17 protein-coding genes and 1 riboswitch are annotated in these 18,027 nt (G+C 44.3%); of the genes, 16 read left to right on the top strand and 1 reads right to left on the bottom strand.

The window, feature by feature from the left end; genetic code table 11:
* The first annotated feature begins 14 nt into the window (after positions 1-14).
* Both EFB00_RS05535 and thiT read left to right on the top strand, forming a co-directional pair.
* Positions 15-1,277: an MFS transporter gene (locus tag EFB00_RS05535; protein WP_122645885.1), complete on the top strand. Its 1,263-nt coding sequence runs from the start codon at positions 15-17 to the stop codon at positions 1,275-1,277.
* Positions 1,278-1,482: 205 nt separating this feature from the next.
* Positions 1,483-1,584: riboswitch (TPP riboswitch) on the top strand.
* A gap of 56 nt (positions 1,585-1,640) precedes the next feature.
* Entirely contained in the window at positions 1,641-2,222 is a 582-nt protein-coding gene (gene thiT / locus EFB00_RS05530; RefSeq protein ID WP_122645884.1) for an energy-coupled thiamine transporter ThiT, read from the top strand.
* Positions 2,223-2,271: 49 nt separating this feature from the next.
* On the opposite strand, the gene EFB00_RS05525 is transcribed toward thiT, so the two are convergent.
* Positions 2,272-3,045, bottom strand: coding sequence for a hypothetical protein (locus tag EFB00_RS05525; RefSeq protein ID WP_122645883.1), 774 nt, complete (start codon positions 3,043-3,045; stop codon positions 2,272-2,274).
* 252 nt (positions 3,046-3,297) lie between these two features.
* Here EFB00_RS05525 and EFB00_RS05520 point away from each other — a divergent pair, with 252 nt between their 5' ends.
* From EFB00_RS05520 to EFB00_RS05455, 14 genes are all read left to right on the top strand, one after another.
* Complete coding sequence (locus tag EFB00_RS05520) at positions 3,298-4,017, top strand: class A sortase (RefSeq protein ID WP_122645882.1); 720 nt, start codon at positions 3,298-3,300, stop codon at positions 4,015-4,017.
* Positions 4,018-4,196: 179 nt separating this feature from the next.
* Positions 4,197-5,843 (top strand): patatin-like phospholipase family protein, encoded by a 1,647-nt coding sequence (locus EFB00_RS05515; protein WP_164709431.1) that lies wholly within the window; start codon positions 4,197-4,199, stop codon positions 5,841-5,843.
* Positions 5,844-5,849: 6 nt separating this feature from the next.
* Positions 5,850-6,065 carry a YdbC family protein gene (locus EFB00_RS05510; RefSeq protein ID WP_122645880.1) on the top strand — a complete coding sequence of 72 codons (216 nt, stop codon included), beginning with the start codon at positions 5,850-5,852 and terminating at the stop codon, positions 6,063-6,065.
* 23 nt (positions 6,066-6,088) lie between these two features.
* The gene (locus tag EFB00_RS05505) at positions 6,089-6,973 is read left to right on the top strand and encodes a YicC/YloC family endoribonuclease (protein ID WP_122645879.1); all 885 of its coding nucleotides are present in this window, start codon (positions 6,089-6,091) and stop codon (positions 6,971-6,973) included.
* Between the two features lie 12 nt (positions 6,974-6,985).
* On the top strand, positions 6,986-7,267 hold the full coding sequence (locus EFB00_RS05500) for a hypothetical protein (RefSeq protein ID WP_122645878.1): 282 nt from the start codon (positions 6,986-6,988) through the stop codon (positions 7,265-7,267).
* A 222-nt stretch (positions 7,268-7,489) separates the two neighbouring features.
* Positions 7,490-8,104: a guanylate kinase gene (gene gmk, locus EFB00_RS05495; protein WP_122645877.1), complete on the top strand. Its 615-nt coding sequence runs from the start codon at positions 7,490-7,492 to the stop codon at positions 8,102-8,104.
* Positions 8,105-8,108: 4 nt separating this feature from the next.
* Complete coding sequence (gene rpoZ / locus EFB00_RS05490; RefSeq protein ID WP_122645876.1) at positions 8,109-8,414, top strand: DNA-directed RNA polymerase subunit omega; 306 nt, start codon at positions 8,109-8,111, stop codon at positions 8,412-8,414.
* 190 nt (positions 8,415-8,604) lie between these two features.
* Positions 8,605-11,007, top strand: coding sequence for a primosomal protein N' (gene priA / locus EFB00_RS05485; protein ID WP_122645875.1), 2,403 nt, complete (start codon positions 8,605-8,607; stop codon positions 11,005-11,007).
* 11 nt (positions 11,008-11,018) lie between these two features.
* Positions 11,019-11,510 carry a peptide deformylase gene (gene def, locus EFB00_RS05480; protein WP_122645874.1) on the top strand — a complete coding sequence of 164 codons (492 nt, stop codon included), beginning with the start codon at positions 11,019-11,021 and terminating at the stop codon, positions 11,508-11,510.
* Positions 11,503-12,456, top strand: a complete 954-nt coding sequence (gene fmt / locus EFB00_RS05475) for a methionyl-tRNA formyltransferase (RefSeq protein ID WP_122645873.1) — start codon at positions 11,503-11,505, stop codon at positions 12,454-12,456. The genes def and fmt overlap by 8 nt, the downstream gene beginning before the upstream one ends.
* Positions 12,449-13,804 (top strand): 16S rRNA (cytosine(967)-C(5))-methyltransferase RsmB, encoded by a 1,356-nt coding sequence (gene rsmB, locus EFB00_RS05470; RefSeq protein WP_122645872.1) that lies wholly within the window; start codon positions 12,449-12,451, stop codon positions 13,802-13,804. Before fmt ends, rsmB begins: the two co-directional genes overlap by 8 nt.
* Before the next feature lie 15 nt (positions 13,805-13,819).
* Positions 13,820-14,563 (top strand): Stp1/IreP family PP2C-type Ser/Thr phosphatase, encoded by a 744-nt coding sequence (locus EFB00_RS05465; RefSeq protein ID WP_122645871.1) that lies wholly within the window; start codon positions 13,820-13,822, stop codon positions 14,561-14,563.
* A complete protein-coding gene (gene pknB, locus EFB00_RS05460) occupies positions 14,556-16,730 on the top strand; it encodes a Stk1 family PASTA domain-containing Ser/Thr kinase (RefSeq protein ID WP_122645870.1) in 2,175 nt (724 codons plus the stop codon). The genes EFB00_RS05465 and pknB overlap by 8 nt, the downstream gene beginning before the upstream one ends.
* A 398-nt stretch (positions 16,731-17,128) precedes the next feature.
* Positions 17,129-18,016 carry an SDR family oxidoreductase gene (locus EFB00_RS05455; RefSeq protein WP_122645869.1) on the top strand — a complete coding sequence of 296 codons (888 nt, stop codon included), beginning with the start codon at positions 17,129-17,131 and terminating at the stop codon, positions 18,014-18,016.
* Positions 18,017-18,027: the final 11 nt, after the last annotated feature.

Raw genomic sequence — 18,027 nt, 5'->3', positions numbered from 1 at the left:
CGGAGGGATATACGATGAATTTTTTGAAAAGTAAATTTCAGGATTCTTCTTCTCTGCCATTAGTTGTCGTTGCAGGGATTGCGTCTTACCTAGACTCCGCTCTGCTAGTCTCTACAGGTGTCGCGTTGCCATTATGGACCGCGAAGTTTTCTCTTAATCCGTGGATCGTTGGATTGATATCGACCCTTTTAACAGCGGCTGTTGCCCTTGGGTCGTTTGCCGGCGGATGGTTATCTGATAAATTTGGTCGTGTGCGTGTCTTCAATGTAGATATCTTTTTCGTAGCGCTCGGTTCGGTGATTTTAGCTCTTGCCCAGTCACTTCCAATGATTCTTATAGGCGTTGTTATTGCAGGGTTTGCCTCCGGAGCAGATTTACCCACATCACTTGCGGTGATTTCTGAACGAATGACAAAAGATGATTATGGAAAAGCAATTGCGGGTACTCAGCTTTTTTGGACGATTGGTATCTTGCTGTCACAATTGATCGGTTCTCTGACAGGAGGATTAGGTAATCATGCTACATTTGTGATTTTTGGAGTGATAGCAGTCATTGCCTTTATTAATTGGACTGTTCGCATGTTTTCTTCTTCTTTTAAAAATATCGAAGAAGAACTTGCTGCTAAACAACAGAAGGACCAGATTTATTCACAAGAAAAGATCCCTCTGCGTACGTTGTTCAAAGAACGTAAATATGTAGTTTCAATCCTACTGCTGACACTTTTTTATTTAGCATGGAATCTTCCAGCAAATACTTGGGGTTCATTTATCAATTATTTTCTCGTAACAGTCTCGGGAAAAACTGTTGCTACCGCATCATTGATTGCATTACTTGCTAATATTTTATGTTTTTTAGTTAATGTGTGGTATTTAAAAATAGCTGATACTAAACGACGGTATCCAATGATGTATATTGGTATTTTTGTCGCGTTTGTTTCCTTTGTAGTAGCGGGGATCTTTACGAAACAGTGGCTTATTTTTGCAGTAGCCTATATTTTTTATTCCATGTCCACTGTTTTATGCGGAGAATCTCTTTATAAAACATGGAGCCAACTTTTTTATCCAATGCATACTCGTGCATCGATGACTGGTTTTTCTTATGGTTTAGTACGCGGATGTACAGCAGTCTTTTCACTAGTTACCCCCACAGTCATGGCTATTTCGCCTAAAATGCTCATGTGGATCTTGGTAGGCTGTGTTGTGATTTTTGGGAGTTGTGGGGTGCAGATCGTCAAGTTGATAAAAAAATACAACATAGAAGATCCAACTATGATTTGAATCAGAATCATAGTATGGTAGGCATCTGGACTAGTTAATCAAGGCTGCTCAGTGGTTATTTTCATATCGTGGTTCTTAAAGAGAAAGTTACACGTGAAACATAGAAGAAATATACTAGGGTTATAAAACCCACTCAACCAAACAAATCCCTTCCATTTTCCCAAAAATGTGGTATTCTTGGTTCGTATCAAAAATTAAATAGAACGCGCTCACAAAGGGGAGTCCATTCGGGCTGAGATTGAGGAAACTCTAAACCCTTCGTACCTGTTTCGATCATTCGAACGTAGGAATTGTGACGGAGCTAGAAGTAGATGATGCTTCTCCTTTGTGAATTGTGACGGTTCTAAAAGGAGGAGCTTTTTTATGAACAAAACGATCAGGATCTGGGTGGAAGGAACGATCATCGCGGCGTTGGCGATGGTTTTATCGATGATCCCGCTAGATATAGGAGCCAGTTTTTCGATTTCGTTAGGACAGATCCCATTGACGATCTTTGCTTTGCGGCGAGGATGGAAACCAGGTCTGGCAGCAGGCGCGATCTGGGGGCTGCTGCATTTTCCTTTGGGCAAAGTGTGGTATCTTAGTGTGATCCAAGTTTTGATCGAATATCCGATCGCATTTACATTTGCCGGTTTTGCGGGGCTGTATGCTTGGAAGTTGAAGCAGGCGATTTCTGAAGGAAAAACCACCAAGGTCAAAGTAACCTTGATCCAAGGGGCATTTGTCGGCGCGCTGGCGCGATATATTTGGCACTTTATTGCCGGATGGGTCTTTTGGGGCTCTTATGCCCAGTGGGGGATGAAGCCGTGGCTGTACTCGCTTGTAATGAACAGTGCCTCAGGCTTAGCAACCGCTGTGGTGACTGCCGTGGTAGTAGTTGTCGTTTATACGATCACACCGCAATTATTTACACCTAAAACAGGAACGTCATTAACAGCCAAATAAAAAAACGTTTCTTCTGTGCTGGCACGTCGCAGCAGTGGAAGAAACGTTTTTAATTTGGCAAAAAGATCAGATCTTCATCTTCGTAGTCGATTTTCCAAGTCCGTTTGACAGTATGATAAGTCAAAGTAGCTACACGCATATCTTCAAGATACTGACTTTCCTGTTTGCGCAGACCGGCATCTTCTACGATGTAGATCGGTATACGGTACTCCTTGTCGACTAACTCGGTATGCTCAAAACAAAAGAGGATTCCTTCTTGAAACAATCCTTTTAATCCTCTCAGCAGTTCGATATCCAATTTGTCAACAGAAGTCGCTTTGCGGAAGAAAGAGCGGCGCTCATTGATCCGTTCTAATACGATCCGTGTCAATTTATCCGCTAAAATCCGGTAAAATTCATCTAAATAACGATAATAGATCCGTGTCAGATCATCTTTCAAATCGAAATAAACGAAATTATTTTGTAATTTATAGAAAAAGGGCGAATGAAGATGTGTTTTCATATGTCCAAAATACAATAGCTCTGAAATTTCCAAAGGTGTCAATTCTTTGATCATGGAGTTGTCATTGAAATCAATCCACTTGATCTCTTCTTGCACACGGCCGCGATTGATCGCATTGAAAAAATCGCCGATCGCTTCGCTGCCTCGCAAAATCTTCATACCTGTGTGGGATTCGTATTCGCCATAATCACTGGAAGGATCTAAAAGCAGGAGGTTTTTGGGTTGGTGGATGATTCCTCGCGTAAAATCTGAGGTAGTGATGCTCCTTGACAAAACGGCATTACTTGTAGTATCGATATGAACATAAACCATTTTTGTCATTTTAACCTACCCCTCCAATTCCCTGTGTGTTTTTATTTTACAACAAACCGGCGCTAAAAGCTTGTTTCTTTTCCTTTAAAATTTTATTACAAAGGTGCTATTTTCTAAAGTTCGCTGTTTTTGACAAAATATCACTGAAAAAGATGAAAGATGAACGTTTCAATGGCTAAAATAGGAAATTTGATGGCTTTTAAACGTGAAATAGAGGCGGATATGGTATAGTAAACCTATTAAAGAAATGGAGAAAAGCGTATGGCAACGAAAAAAAAATCTCGTCTTAAAAATTGGTTGATCAATTTCCTGTTATTTCTTTTGTTAGTGGTAGGATTAGCACTTATTTTCAGTGACCAGATCAAAAATTATTTGATCAAATCCAATGGAGAAAAATATGCAGTTGCGACCATCACTCATGAAGAAATACAAAAAAATCTCAAAGCCGATGAGCCTTTTGATTTTGATGCGGTCAAATCTGCCAGTCCTGAGGCTGTATTAAGAGCGCAGTTCAGCAATAAACGCTTGCCGGTGATTGGCGGTGTCTCAGTTCCTAGCGTCAAAATCAATCTGCCGATCTTTAAAGGACTCTCCAACGAAGCGCTTTTGTGGGGGGCAGGGACATTGGATCCTAATCAAAAAATGGGAGAAGGCAACTACGCGCTTGCCAGCCACCGTGCACTAGAAGAAGGCTTGTTATTTAGGCCATTGGAAGATGTCAAAGTTGGGGACCTCTTTTATTTGACCGATCTGGCTCATATATATACCTATAAAACACAGGTCAAAAAAGTGGTGCCGCCAACAGCGGTAGAATGGATCGATGTAGTTCCCGGGAAAAAATTATCCACATTGATCACCTGTAATGATGATGCCGGTACAGATCGGATCGTTGTACAAGGAGAACTGCAGGAAGTGACGCCTATCGACAAAGCAACAAAAGCGATGCAAGATGCTTTCAATTTGGAACAAAAAACGTATTGATTATTTTATGAACGGTGATAAATAAAAGCCGCGGGCAAACAAGCAGACCGCGACAGATGTACAGCTATCAGCCAAGCATCTGTCGCGGCTTTTTTGTCTTACAAGAAGTATGGTCCCCAGTCCTGTCTTTTCTCACTCTTCCTCTTTTTTGTTATACTGGAAAAGAGGGTGGTGAAGACATGATCGTTGAACAGCTATATCCTTCTGAGTTTATCGAATATCAACCGGATTTTCAAAGAAGTCAATTGATTCTTCCTTTTTTTGACAGCCATGAACAAGGACGCAGAGAATTTTTACAAGCAATCAAACGTCAAGAAGCATGGTGGATCAAAACCGGTTCACATCAGTTTTTTTTACAGTGTATTGTGGAAGCGGAAACACTGATGCTTAAAAATCTGTTGTTTTTTGGGGAGTCAGTGACATGGAAGGAAGCAAGCAATGCAGTTGAAGTCTTTGCCAAGAAGCGTTTTTTACAGAAGATCCATTTGCCTGTCGAATTGGATCGAGCCTTTCAGCAATGGTTGCAGGCTGAAGGCTATATTTCAAATTCTGACGGCATGACAAAACAATGCCGTTACCATACAGCGCTGGTATTGGGGGGCGGCGGTGCTCACGGGGCTTATCAAATCGGTGTCTGGCAAGCTTTAGAAGAAGAAGGACTTACGTTTGAACTGATTACAGGCACTTCTGTTGGGGCGTTGAATGGGGGATTGATCCTGCAAGGAGACTGGGAGGCAGCAAAAAATCTTTGGCTGCAGATCAACACGGGATCTGTTTTGCAATTTCCGGCCGCTGCGATCGAAAATCAGTCGCTGTCAGCGCTGCTGAGCCAGATCCGCTCCCTGACCCTGACAGCTTTAAAAGAAAACGGCGCGAGTACAGAGCCTTTAAAAGAATTGATCCAGCAAAATTTTTCAGCGGATAAATGTCAAGAAAATCCACCGCGTCTGCTTGTTTGCAGTACGCGCTTAACTGATTTCAAAGAAGTGGTGCAAGAGATCGATCTGCAGGATCTAAGCACAAGTATTGATTGGCTGATCGCTTCCGCTTCCTTCTATCCAGCGATGAAAACCAAGGAGATCGCCGGGGAGCTCTATATGGATGGCGGTTATCGCAATAATTTGCCGATCGATGTGGCGATTCAAGAAGGAGCGACAGAATGTATCGTTGTGGATGTTCAGAGTCCTGGTCCGGCGAAAAAAATGGAGGTACCGGAAAATATTCCTATCATCCACCTGCATTCTAAATGGACATTGGGCAGTTTTTTGGTGTTTGACGCTGAACGATCCCAGCGCAATTACCAATTAGGATATTATGAAACCAAAAAGTATTTTGCCCATTATCAAGGCGGCTGGTATACTTTCTTTAAAGAAGAGACGATCAACGAGGACTGGCAGGCGTTTTGCCGAAAGATTCGTAACGAACCGCAATTGTGGCAAATCATCAAAGGAAAAGATTTTTGGCAAAGAATGCGTAAATCCTATAAGGATAAAGTTACTTATGAAACAGCCGGGATCGCTCTGATGGAATGGGCAGGCGTGACGTTGTCATTGGACCCGACCAGAGTTTACACCAAAGCAGGATTCTGTCGGGAGATCATAGCGGCGATCGAACATCACGAGCCCATGACCGGCGCTTATTCAGTTCCCGAATGGCTGAAAATGTATCGTGAACGCTGGTTCGTTTTATCAGATGTCAATTTATTAAGCTATTGTTATCGTTTATTCGATACAGAAAACGCAGAAATGCCGTACATTCTATTTGAGCGATCGCTGATTCCACTGATCGCCGCTCGTTTTATGATCTATTTAATCAAAGGAGAATAAGTATCTATGCAAGAGTTTAGTTATGAGATTTTAGAAGAGATCGCTGTTTTATCTGAAAATCCAAAAGGCTGGCGGAAAGAATTCAATCTGATCAGCTGGAACGGACGTCCGCCGAAATTTGATTTACGGGATTGGAGTCCGGGTCACGAGAAAATGGGCAAAGGGATCACATTGAGCAACGAAGAATTCGCAGAGTTAAAAAAAGCAATCCAAGCAATGTAATGTAGAAAGGGAGTAACTTATCCATGAAAAGTATGACCGGCTTTGGCAGAGCGATCAGTGAATCAGCGAATTATCAAATCGAGGTAGAGATCAAAAGCGTCAATCATCGCTTTTTAGATATCCAGCTGCGGCTTCCCAAATCGTTAAACAGTTTCGAAGGAGCGATCCGGCAAAAAGTCAAACAATACCTGCAGCGCGGACGGACAGAGATCTATTTGACGGTGACGGAAAAGCAGGATACCGGCAAAGAGATCCATATTCAGTGGCCATTGATCCAACAGCTTGTTGATGAATTGAAAACCGGTATGAAGGAACGTTTCGGCGAGACGGATTTTTCCGCTGCCGCAATTGTAGAAAAATTGATCACACTTCCTGATTTTATCGAAGTCCAGCAAAAAAGCATCTCGGAAGATACCTTGGCAGAAGCCGTCTTGCAGACGATCGAAGAAGCATTGCAGGCAAATCTAGAGGTGCGAATGACAGAGGGCGCGGAACTGCAGCAGGTCTTAGCGGATTACGGAAAGGAATTGAGCAGATGCATCGCAGAACTTTCCCGCTTCACTGAAGAATACGAAGCGGATTTTCGTGACCGGTTCGAAAAAAGATTGCAGGAATATCTCGGCGAGACAGTGGACCAAGATCGCTTACTAACGGAAATGGTGCTATTATTGGAACGAGGAGACATCCACGAAGAGATCGATCGGATGACGATCCATTTGAAAAAATTCGCTGTTCTGCTGGAATCTGAAACGCCGGTGGGACGGGAATTGGATTTCTTGATCCAAGAAATGAATCGGGAGATCAATACCATCGGGTCAAAATCAAGCCCTATCGAGATCAAAGAATGGGTCGTCCAAATGAAGACCATCGTGGAAAAGATCCGGGAACAAGTACAAAATATCGAATAGGGAGTGAGTATTTTGAAATATTATGACGTAACATTCCACGGGCTTAGCGGACGCGGCATCATCAAACGGACCATCCCTTCGGAAAAAGAACCCTTTGATGTGTGGCAAGATGCTTGTGTCAAAATCACTGAAGACGAGTTGCAACTCTTGGTGAACGAGACCTATATCATTGTCAACAGACATCACCTGGCACGGATCGATATTGAAGAAGTCACTGATCCTACCGATGAAGCAATGAAACGCAAAGATGAATTGACAGAAGTCATCAGCGCGTTGACCAATATGGGATTTTAATTAAATGCCTCCTTTTTGATGCATGCACGCAAAATTTACGAGTCATAGCTACTGACTGCGGTGCAATGGATCAGAAACGAGGCTTTTTATTGTTCTTCATTTTTCTAAGGTAGCATTTTAACAAAAATACCGCTATAATGATAAAGTGACTTAACTATTGAAACTTACAGAAAAAAAGTGCAAAATAGACGTTAAGCAAAAGATCAGTGAAAGGACGTCCTTATGTCAGATCGAGGTTTATTAATCGTATTGTCCGGACCTTCCGGAGTTGGAAAAGGGACAGTACGCAAAGCGATTTTTGAAAGTAATGATAATGATTTTCAGTATTCTGTTTCCATGACCACCCGTAAAAAGCGGGAAGGCGAAGTCGAAGGCGTGGATTATTTTTTTCGCTCAAGAGAAGAATTTGAACAATTGATCGAAACCGGAGAAATGCTGGAGTACGCTGAATATGTCGGCAACTACTATGGAACGCCATTGTCTTATGTCCAACAAACATTGGATGCCGGCAAAGATGTCTTTTTGGAAATCGAAGTTCAAGGCGCCCGCCAGGTAAAAGAGAAAGTGCCGGACGGTGTTTTTATTTTTCTGACCCCGCCGGATCTTCAAGAATTGAAATCGCGGATCGTAGGACGAGGAACAGATGCGCCTGATGTGATCGAAGAACGAATGAAAGTTGCTCGCGAAGAAATCGAGATGATGGCGTTGTATGATTACGCAGTAGTCAATGACGAAGTACCAAATGCTGTGGAACGTATCAAAAAAATCATTGAGAGCGAACATTATCGCGTAGATCGTGTGATCGGAAAATATATCAGAATGTTAAAGGAGATGTAGTCTTATGATGTTGAAACCTTCTATCGACTCATTATTAAATCAAGTAAATTCTAAGTATTCATTAGTGATCCTTGCCAGCAAACGTGCCCATGAATTGGATGCCGGTGCGCAAGCTACCTTGGATTCATTTGAATCAGTAAAAAGCGTCGGTCAAGCGTTGGAAGAGATCGATGCGCAAATGGTGATCAATGATCCTCATCCAGAGGTCAAACGTGCTCGCTTGCAAATGGAAAAAGAAGAACAAGCAGCTATGAAGGATCGCGAGAAAAAAGAATTGGAAGCTCGGATCCAAGAAGAACAAAAACTTTAATCTGACTTTTTCAAGGTGAAAGCTGAAACTGGCTTTCATCTTTCTTTTTTGTACATAAACAGCGGCGCAAAGCAGGGCGATTCAAGCATTTTAATGAAAAAAACGTAAATTAAGTTTTTATTTCAGCTTCGTCAACTTACAGACAAATACGTTTTTCTTTAGTAAAATATAGCGAGAAGGAGGGCGTTCCATGCATGAATTAGCGGAAGTTATCGTTGATGTACCAACGATGCAGACCGATCAGCCATTTACTTATTACATTCCAGATGAACTAGCGGATGTCGTGACAGTAGGCATGCGTGTGGAGGTCCCATTTGGCAACGGTAATCGACACATCCAAGGATTTGTCGTCAACAAAATATCTGGTCAACAAGAATCACTAAAACCGATCATCCGTGTGCTGGATCTGGCACCGGTTTTAAATACTGAACTGCTGCAACTGGCAGACTATATGAAGGCATCCACATTCGCCTTCAAGATCACCTGCCTGCAAACGATGCTGCCCAGCGTCATGAAGGCAGAGTATCAAAAACAGATCGTCTTATTGGATGAGAGCAATCAGCAAGCACGTTTATTTTTTAAAAACAGTACGGAAATTACTTGGCAACAAGCAGAAGAGGACGGGAATTTACCGGCATTGATGCGTTTGCGAAAAGAGCAAGTCGTCGATGTGCGCTACCTTGTGAAAAATAAAAACCGCGTCAAGACCAAGCGGATGGTCCGCAGTTTAGTGGATCAGACAAAGGCTGCAACGTTGCAAGAAACATTGCGTTCGACGGCCAAACGCCAACAACAGTTGTTGGTGCTTTTAGCTGAACAAAACGATCTGCAGCCAGTCGCTTTTTTCACAGAGCTCGGCATTTCCACGGCTTCCTTGAACCAAGCCCAGAAAAACGGCTGGCTGGCTTTTGAAGAAGTCGAGGAGTATCGGGATCCTTTTGCGGATTATGATTTTCAAAAAACGACTGCCTTACAGCTGAACCACGAACAAGAGCAGGCGGTCGCGGCGATCTTGAATGCCGAAGAACAGCAGCAAGCTAAAACATTTTTATTAGAAGGGATCACCGGCAGCGGCAAAACCGAAGTTTATTTGCAAGCTATCGCTGCTGTTTTACAAAAAGGCAAGACCGCTATTATGCTGGTACCGGAGATCGCTTTGACACCCCAGATGGTCCACCGGTTCAAGAGCCGTCTGGGAGATGCGGTAGCTGTGCTTCACAGCGGGCTGTCTCAAGGAGAGAAATATGATGAATGGCGCAAAATCGAGCGAGGGGAAGCCCAAGTCGTAGTAGGCGCACGTTCAGCGGTCTTTGCACCATTGGAAAATATTGGTGTGATTATCGTAGACGAAGAGCATGAAGCTACTTATAAGCAAGAAGAGACTCCCCGTTATCACGCGCGGGATCTGGCCATCTGGCGGGGCAATTATCATCATTGCCCAGTAGTTTTAGGCAGTGCCACTCCTTCATTGGAGTCAAGAGCCAGAGCGCAGAAAAACGTCTATCAATTGCTGTCTTTGACTCATCGTGCGAATCCGTCAGCACAACTGCCGGCAGTTGAGATCGTTGACATGCGGGATGAATTTGCGAAGAAGAATACCAGCTCATTTTCTACACAACTGAAAGAAAAGATCGAGGAACGGTTGCGAAATCAGGAACAAGTGATCCTGCTGCTGAACCGCCGCGGCTATTCTTCCTTTATCATGTGCCGGGATTGCGGCTTTGTCTTGCCTTGTCCTAACTGCGATATTTCTTTGACATTGCACATGGATACCAAAACCATGCGCTGTCATTATTGCGGTCATGAAGAACGGATCCCTCATCGTTGCCCTAATTGCGGAGAAGATAAGATCCGCTATTACGGAACGGGAACGCAAAAAGTTGAAGAAGAACTGCGGGAAGTCTTTCCTGACGCCCGTATTTTGCGGATGGATGTGGATACTACCCGGCGCAAAGGCGCTCACGAGAAGATTTTGGAAACTTTCAGCGAAAAGAAAGCCGATATTTTACTAGGTACGCAAATGATCGCGAAAGGACTGGATTTTCCTGATGTGACATTGGTGGGTGTATTGAATGCCGATACTGCGTTGAATCTGCCGGATTTTCGTTCCAGCGAGCGGACATTCCAACTTCTGACACAGGTCAGCGGACGAGCAGGCCGAGCCCATAAACCGGGAGAAGTGATCATCCAGACTTTCAACCCTGAGCATTACGCGGTACAACTGGCCCAAGCCCAAGATTATGAAGCCTTTTATCAAAAAGAAATGATCGTGCGGCATCGCGGCGGCTATCCGCCTTATTATTTCACTGTTAAGATCACTGCCAGTCATGAAGAAGAACAGATGGCTGCGCAAAAAATGTTTCAAATCACTCGCGAGATCCAGCAGGCGATCAGTCCCCAAAGTATTTTATTAGGGCCTGCCCCCAGCGCGATCTTGCGGGTCAAGAACCGTTATTATTATCAAGTGATCATCAAATACAAAAATGAACCGAATTTGGCAAAAGTATTGCAAGAAATTTTAACTGCCAGTCAAAAAGAGCAGCGTCAAGGACTGCTGGTGACGATCGACAAAGAACCCCTAAACTTTATTTAAAGGAGCGGCAAATGCGTTATCCAATTATTCTTAATCCAGATGAACGTTTACACAGAACCAATCGTCCGGTCGAAATGATCACTGATGAAGTGATCGATCTTTTGGAGGGCTTGCGAGAAACGATGATCGCTCATGACGGCATCGGTATCGCTGCCCCTCAGATCGGAAAAAACATCCAAGTCGCTATCGTCGAAGTCGAAGAAGGGGAGTATCTTGAACTGATCAATCCAGAGATCATCGACACAAAAGGCGCAAATCGCGATGTAGAAGGCTGTTTGAGTATCCCTCATGTCTATGGCGTGGTGGAACGAGCATCAGAGATCACTGTGCGTTACTACGACCGGGAAGGCGATGAGATGGAGATCCAGGCATTTGATTACCTGGCACGAGCGATCCAACACGAGATCGATCATCTCCACGGTATTTTATTTACAGAAAAAATGATCGAACAGATTCCTGAAGATCAACTAGAAAACTATATGGAGGAGCATGAAAATGACTAAAATCGTATTTATGGGCACGCCGGCATTCTCAGTGCCGATTTTAGACGGCTTGGTGGAGCAAGGCTACGAAGTTCAAGCAGTGGTTACGCAACCGGACCGTCCTGTGGGTCGTAAGAAGACCATCACACCGCCCCCAGTCAAAGTTGCTGCATTGAAACATGATATCCCTGTTTTACAGCCGGAAAAAATCTCGGGATCGCCGGAAATGGCAGAAATCGAAAAATTACAGCCGGATCTGATCGTGACGGCGGCTTTCGGACAGTTTTTACCTGAGAAATTATTGCAGATCCCTCGATTAGGCGCGATCAACGTCCATGCGTCACTACTGCCTAAATATCGCGGCGGTGCACCGGTCCACTATTCCATCATCAATGGCGAAGAAAAAACCGGTGTCACGATCATGGAAATGATCAAAAAAATGGATGCCGGTGCGATCTACGCGCAGGCGGAAGTCCCTATCACGAAAAGCGATGATGTGGGCACGATGTTTGAAAAGCTTAGTCTGGTAGGAAGAGATCTGCTGTTACAGACATTACCGCAATTGATCGAAGGACAGTTGGAGAAAGTACCGCAGGATGAAGAGCAAGTGACATTTTCTCCTAATATCACAAGAGAGCAAGAAGAAATCAACTGGCATAAAATCGCGACAGAAATCGATCAGCAAGTGCGGGGGATGCGTCCTTGGCCGATCGCTTTCACTACCTTTGAAGGCACTCGCTGGAAGATCTGGGAAGTAACGCCATTGGATGAAACCACTGATGAAGCACCTGGTACGATCATTTATCGAGATAAAAAACAATTATGGATCGCCTGCGGTCAACAGACCGTTTTAGCTATCGATGTTTTGCAGCCGGCCGGAAAAAGCAAACAGACGATCCAAGCCTTTTTGAATGGTGTGGGACAATCTGCGACAGTTGGAAAAAAAGTAGGCGACGCCAATGGATAAATCTGCGAAAGTCCGTCATTCCGTGCGCTATGCGGCGCTTGAAGTATTGGAAAGAGTAGAAAAAGGCGGTGCCTATTCGAATCTCTTGATCAATGAATGGAATCAAAAAGGCAAGCTGAACGAAAAAGACAGCCGTTTATTGACGGAGATGGTCTATGGTACGATCAGTCGTCAATTATTGCTGGACTTTTATCTGGAAAATTTCATCAAAAACGCGAAAAAAGTCGAGCAATGGGTACGACTGCTTTTGCGGCTGTCTCTTTATCAAATGCTCTTTTTAGATAAGGTGCCTACGCATGCCATCTTGAATGAGGCAGTTGAGATCGCCAAAGCTCGCGGCAATATCGGAACCAGTAAATTCGTCAACGGCGTACTGCGGAACATTCAGCGGCAGGGAGTCGCTGACATCTCAGAGATCAGTGATCCGGCGAAACGCTTAGCGGTTGAGTTGAGTATGCCGGAATGGCTGGTGGAGAAATTCATCCAGCAAATCGGCGAAGAAGAAACCCGCCGTTTAGGTCTTTCCCTGTTTACGCCCAGCCATGTGAGTGCTCGGGTGGATCTGCGGAAGATCTCTCGGGAAGAAGCCATCGCTGTCTTGCAAAAAGAAGGGATCGAAGCCCGTATAAGTGAGGTCTCACCTTACGGCATTATTGCAGAAAAAGGCTTTTTAGCGGGCAGCTCTCTATTTAAAAAAGGGGAGCTGACGATCCAAGATGAAAGCTCGATGTTAGTGGCACCAGCTTTACAGATCGAGCCTCATCATAAAGTCTTGGATGCTTGTGCGGCGCCTGGAGGTAAAACGACGCATATCGCGACATTTTTAGAAAAAGCAGCCGGCGGTCAAGTAGTGGCGCTGGATATCCATCAGCATAAAGTACAGCTGATCGAAGAAAATGCCCAGCGTTTAGGAGTGGAAGATGTCGTCTGGGGTGAAAAAATGGACGCGCGGCAAGTCCGCGAAAACTTCCCAGCGGAATCTTTTGATCGAATCTTGGTGGATGCACCTTGTTCCGGACTGGGACTGATGCGCCGCAAGCCGGACATCAAGTATCATAAAAAACCAGAAGATTTCCAACAGCTGCCTAAAATCCAGTTAGCGATCTTAGAGAGTGTCGCCGCCGTCTTGAAGCAGGAGGGCATTTTAGTATATAGTACATGTACAGTGACCGAAGAAGAAAATCAACAAGTGGTCGCGGCATTTTTAGAAAAACACCCTGAATTTGAGCAATTGCCTGTAGCAGCGAATGAACTCGTTTCGCAAAATCTCCACGAGAAGATGCTGACGATTTATCCGCAGGAATTTATGACAGACGGCTTTTTCATCAGTTGTCTGCGAAAAAAGTAACGAAAGGTGAACATAATGGAAATTCGATTTCACAGCGATGTCGGTAAAAAGCGCAATACGAACCAAGATTACGCCGCAGTTTTCAAAAATGAAAAGGGCTATACTTTGGCATTATTGGCAGACGGTATGGGAGGACATCTGGCAGGTGACGTTGCCAGCCAGCAGGCAGTTCACGATTTAGGAGCTGCATGGGAACAATCAGCGGTCAGCGAACCGGAAACAGCCGCTCAATGGCTGATCCAGCAGATCCAAACAGAGAACGAGGTCATTTTCGAAAAAGGTCAGTTGGATATCAAATTGACTGGCATGGGCACAACGATCGTGGCAGTTGTTCTTTTTGAAGAACAGTTCACATTGGGACATGTGGGGGACAGCCGCGGATATCTGTTTCGCGAAGGCGAGCTGATCCAACTGACCGAGGATCATTCTTTGGTGAATGAATTAGTCAAAACCGGTGAGATCACACAGGAAATGGCCGCTAATCACCCTCGACGTAATGTTTTGACCAGATCGGTAGGCATGCCGGGAACAGTCGAAGTAGATGTGGACTCTCATTTTTTAGCGGCAGATGACTATTTGTTACTGGCCTCTGACGGTCTGACAAACATGGTAAGTGATGAAGAGATCGCGGCTGTCCTCAGCTCGGATCTATCATTGGATGAAAAAGTAACACTGTTGATCGAAAAAGCCAATACAGCTGGCGGTGTCGATAACATCACGGTTTTATTGATCGAGATCGGGGGACAGATCCATGATTGAGATCGGAAAAAAGTTGAGCGGACGCTATCGGATTCTTGGTAATATCGGCAGCGGCGGGATGGCGAATGTCTTTTTGGCTCGAGATCTGATTCTTGATCGGGAAGTCGCCGTTAAAGTATTGCGTTATGATTTCCAGGATAATCAGACAGCGATCCGTCGTTTCCAGCGGGAAGCATTGGCCGCCACTGAACTGGTCCATCCGAATATCGTCACCGTTTATGATGTTGGCGAAGAAGACGGCATGCAATATCTGGTGATGGAGTATGTCAAAGGGATGGATCTGAAGCGTTATATCCAAGCCCATTATCCGATCCCATATTTGACGGTCGTAGAGATCATGCAGCAGATTCTGTCGGCTATCGGTCTGGCGCATCAGCATCGGATCATTCACCGAGATTTGAAGCCGCAGAACATACTGATCAATGAAGACGGTGTGATCAAAATCGCAGACTTTGGGATCGCTATCGCATTATCTGAGACTTCTATTACTCAGACGAATTCGATGTTGGGTTCGGTGCATTATCTTTCACCGGAACAAGCTCGAGGCAGCATGGCTACCAAACAATCGGATATCTACGCGATCGGGATCATTTCATATGAGATGTTGACAGGCTCGGTGCCTTTTGATGGAGAATCAGCGGTTACGATCGCTTTGAAGCATTTTCAAGATGAGATTCCTTCGGTGAGGATGTATGATTCGAATATCCCTCAATCTTTGGAGAATATCGTTTTACATGCAACAGCTAAGGAACCTGCTGATCGTTACAAGAACGCCGAAGAAATGAGCGCGGATCTTGATACGGTATTGTCCCCTGAACGCTTGAATGAACCTCGATGGCAGCCCCACAGTATGGACGATGCGACCCGCGTTTTGACGCCGATCCCGGAAGAAGCTGTCAACAAAACGCCTACACCAATAGTTGAAGAAAAAGCGGACACTAAAGTCGAAGAGGAAAAACCAAAGAAACAGAAAAAGTCAAAAAAGCGGAAAAAGTGGTGGCTGATTTTATTAGTTTTATTCGTTTTGGCTTTAGCCGGCGGATTGGTGGCATATCTTTCCAGCGGTGGGCAGCGTGAGGTGACTGTACCCGATCTTGCCGGTATCACAGAAGCTGCTGCTCGGGACAAATTAAGAGAGAGCGGTTTGAGTGCCGCCACAGATACTGAGGAAATCGCCAGCGATGAAATCGCCGAGGGTCGGGTGGTCAAAACAGATCCTGTTAGCGGAAATGTCGTTAAAAAAGGCAGCGAAGTCACGATCTATCTTAGCTCCGGCAGTAAAACGATCGAGATGAAGGATTACAGTGATTGGGAATATGAAAGTGCACTGCAAGATCTGAAGAATCTGGATTTTCCGGAGAACCATATTCAACCAAAATATGAGTACAGCGACACAGTTGATAAAGACAAGATCATTCGGCAAACACCAGAGGCCGGCGAAAAAACATCTCCTAAAGAAGATACAGTCACACTGGTCGTCAGTAAAGGTGTAGAGCCGATCGAGATGCCAGACTTTACAAATCAAAGCTACGAAGATGCTGTCAGTACATTGACGACAGCAGGGATCGAAACGAGTCAGATCCAACGTGCTGAAGATCAATTCAGCAATGAGATCGCCAGCGGATTGATCATGGAACAATCACCAAATGCCGGCAGCGAAGTGATTGCTGGAAAAACCCAGATCACTCTGACAGTCAGCAAAGGTGTCGAACCTCCTAAACCGATCAAATTGCCGGATTATGTAGGCTCCTCTTATGAAGAAACTGTGGAAAGTCTGACTGCTAAAGGAATAGAAAAGAGTCAGATCACCCGCAAAGAAGAGTACAGTGATGAAGAAGCTGGTACCATCATCAAACAATCGCCTGATTCTGGCAGCGATGTAGTGATCGGCGATACCCAGATCACATTTACTGTCAGTCGGGGACCAAGAGAAACAGAATCCAGTGAACAATCTACTGACAGTACTACTGAAACAACATTACAAGATCTCAGCGGCTATTCGCAAAAGGACGCAGAGAACTATTTAAAGAATCTAGGAGTACAATATACAGAAGCAACGGAAAAAAATGATTCTGTCCAAAAAAACACGGTCATCCGTACCGAACCAGCAGCCGGAAAAGCCCTTAAAGCTGGTAATACTGTAAAAATAATCCTTTCAGCTGGATAATAGATAGACTGAGACGTAAATTGATACTGATGAAATACTCGAAAAGCGCCTATTCGCAAGTGAACTTCACTTGCAAATAGGCGCTTTTTCTATATATTCGGGTTAGCTATGTTGTATCAATGTCTATCTTAGATATTTTTGTATATGGAATGAGATTTAATTGTGCGGATCAAAACCATCCTTTTTTAAAAAACGTTTTTTTATATTGGAAATGTCCTCAAGTAAGAAGAGCTGAAAACTGCTGAAAGTATACCCTTAAACCATTTATTATTGATGATTCGGATACAAATGTCAAAAATAATAAATTATTTTTTTGAAAAAGATGAAAAAGAGCGTTTTGTTTTGAAAGAACTTAGATATGCTATATGCTTGTATTTAGAAAAAGGAGGGGTGAAAAAATGGGAGAACCAGTTTTGCAAGATCCGCGTTATCTTTATCAGAAAAACGCTGAAGACGATCAGCAGGAGCAGATAGATTATTCAAAATGGGCTGCTACTCCAGAGTGCGGTGAAGAAAGCTATGAGGGAAATCATAAACTTGAAAATCGACGAGTGCTGATCACAGGAGCCGATTCAGGAATCGGACGAGCGGTAGCGATCGCCTTCGCAAGAGAAGGAGCCGATATTGCTTTGCATTTTTTACCAGGGGAAGAAGATGAAGCTCAGGAAGTGGCTGAGTGCATCGAAAAAGCTGGTCGCAAAGCGTTGTTGCTGCCTTACGATTTCCGAGACGAGACAGCGCCGGCAGAACTTATCCAAAAAACTGTCGCAGCATTTGGAGGATTGGATACTCTGGTACTGAACGCAGCCCAGCAAGTTTCTCATCCGTCCATTGAAACGATCTCGATCCAGCAAGTCAAAGATACCTTTATGGTGAATATCATCTCAATGTTCGCATTAGTCAAAGAAGCAGTACCGCATTTGCCTCCTGGAAGCAGTATTATTACGACGACTTCTTTACAGGCCTACGAGCCAAGTACTAATTTCTTGGATTATGCGGCGACGAAATCTGCGATCGGAAACTTTACGATCAATTTAGCGAAACAGTTGGCAGACAAAGGGATCCGAGTAAATGGTATTGCTCCGGGACCGATCTGGACACCATTGCAGTTAGGGGATGGGCAGCCAAAAGACGGTTTATCTAAATTTGGTCAGGATTGTCTGTTAGAACGGGCTGGACAGCCAATGGAGCTGGCACCTGTTTATGTTTTTTTAGCTTCAAATGACGCTAGTTATGTAACAGCGCAAATTTATGGCGTGACCGGCGGCGCGGCAATCAATTTATAGGAGGACAAAAA

It is taken from the genome of Enterococcus mediterraneensis, from assembly GCF_900604485.1.
Lineage (GTDB): Bacteria > Bacillota > Bacilli > Lactobacillales > Enterococcaceae > Enterococcus_C > Enterococcus_C mediterraneensis.
Note: the sequence above shows the minus strand (reverse complement) of the source record. Positions and strands in the feature narration are given on the sequence as shown.

Bases quoted from the DNA above. Each gene is read 5' to 3' on its own strand.
- EFB00_RS05535 (WP_122645885.1), top strand. From the start codon at position 15: ATGAATTTTTTGAAAAGTAAATTTCAGGATTCTTCTTCTCTGCCATTA.
- thiT (WP_122645884.1), top strand. From the start codon at position 1,641: ATGAACAAAACGATCAGGATCTGGGTGGAAGGAACGATCATCGCGGCG.
- EFB00_RS05525 (WP_122645883.1), bottom strand. From the start codon at position 3,045: ATGACAAAAATGGTTTATGTTCATATCGATACTACAAGTAATGCCGTT.
- EFB00_RS05520 (WP_122645882.1), top strand. From the start codon at position 3,298: ATGGCAACGAAAAAAAAATCTCGTCTTAAAAATTGGTTGATCAATTTC.
- EFB00_RS05515 (WP_164709431.1), top strand. From the start codon at position 4,197: ATGATCGTTGAACAGCTATATCCTTCTGAGTTTATCGAATATCAACCG.
- EFB00_RS05510 (WP_122645880.1), top strand. From the start codon at position 5,850: ATGCAAGAGTTTAGTTATGAGATTTTAGAAGAGATCGCTGTTTTATCT.
- EFB00_RS05505 (WP_122645879.1), top strand. From the start codon at position 6,089: ATGAAAAGTATGACCGGCTTTGGCAGAGCGATCAGTGAATCAGCGAAT.
- gmk (WP_122645877.1), top strand. From the start codon at position 7,490: ATGTCAGATCGAGGTTTATTAATCGTATTGTCCGGACCTTCCGGAGTT.
- rpoZ (WP_122645876.1), top strand. From the start codon at position 8,109: ATGATGTTGAAACCTTCTATCGACTCATTATTAAATCAAGTAAATTCT.
- priA (WP_122645875.1), top strand. From the start codon at position 8,605: ATGCATGAATTAGCGGAAGTTATCGTTGATGTACCAACGATGCAGACC.
- def (WP_122645874.1), top strand. From the start codon at position 11,019: ATGCGTTATCCAATTATTCTTAATCCAGATGAACGTTTACACAGAACC.
- fmt (WP_122645873.1), top strand. From the start codon at position 11,503: ATGACTAAAATCGTATTTATGGGCACGCCGGCATTCTCAGTGCCGATT.
- rsmB (WP_122645872.1), top strand. From the start codon at position 12,449: ATGGATAAATCTGCGAAAGTCCGTCATTCCGTGCGCTATGCGGCGCTT.
- EFB00_RS05465 (WP_122645871.1), top strand. From the start codon at position 13,820: ATGGAAATTCGATTTCACAGCGATGTCGGTAAAAAGCGCAATACGAAC.
- pknB (WP_122645870.1), top strand. From the start codon at position 14,556: ATGATTGAGATCGGAAAAAAGTTGAGCGGACGCTATCGGATTCTTGGT.
- EFB00_RS05455 (WP_122645869.1), top strand. From the start codon at position 17,129: ATGGGAGAACCAGTTTTGCAAGATCCGCGTTATCTTTATCAGAAAAAC.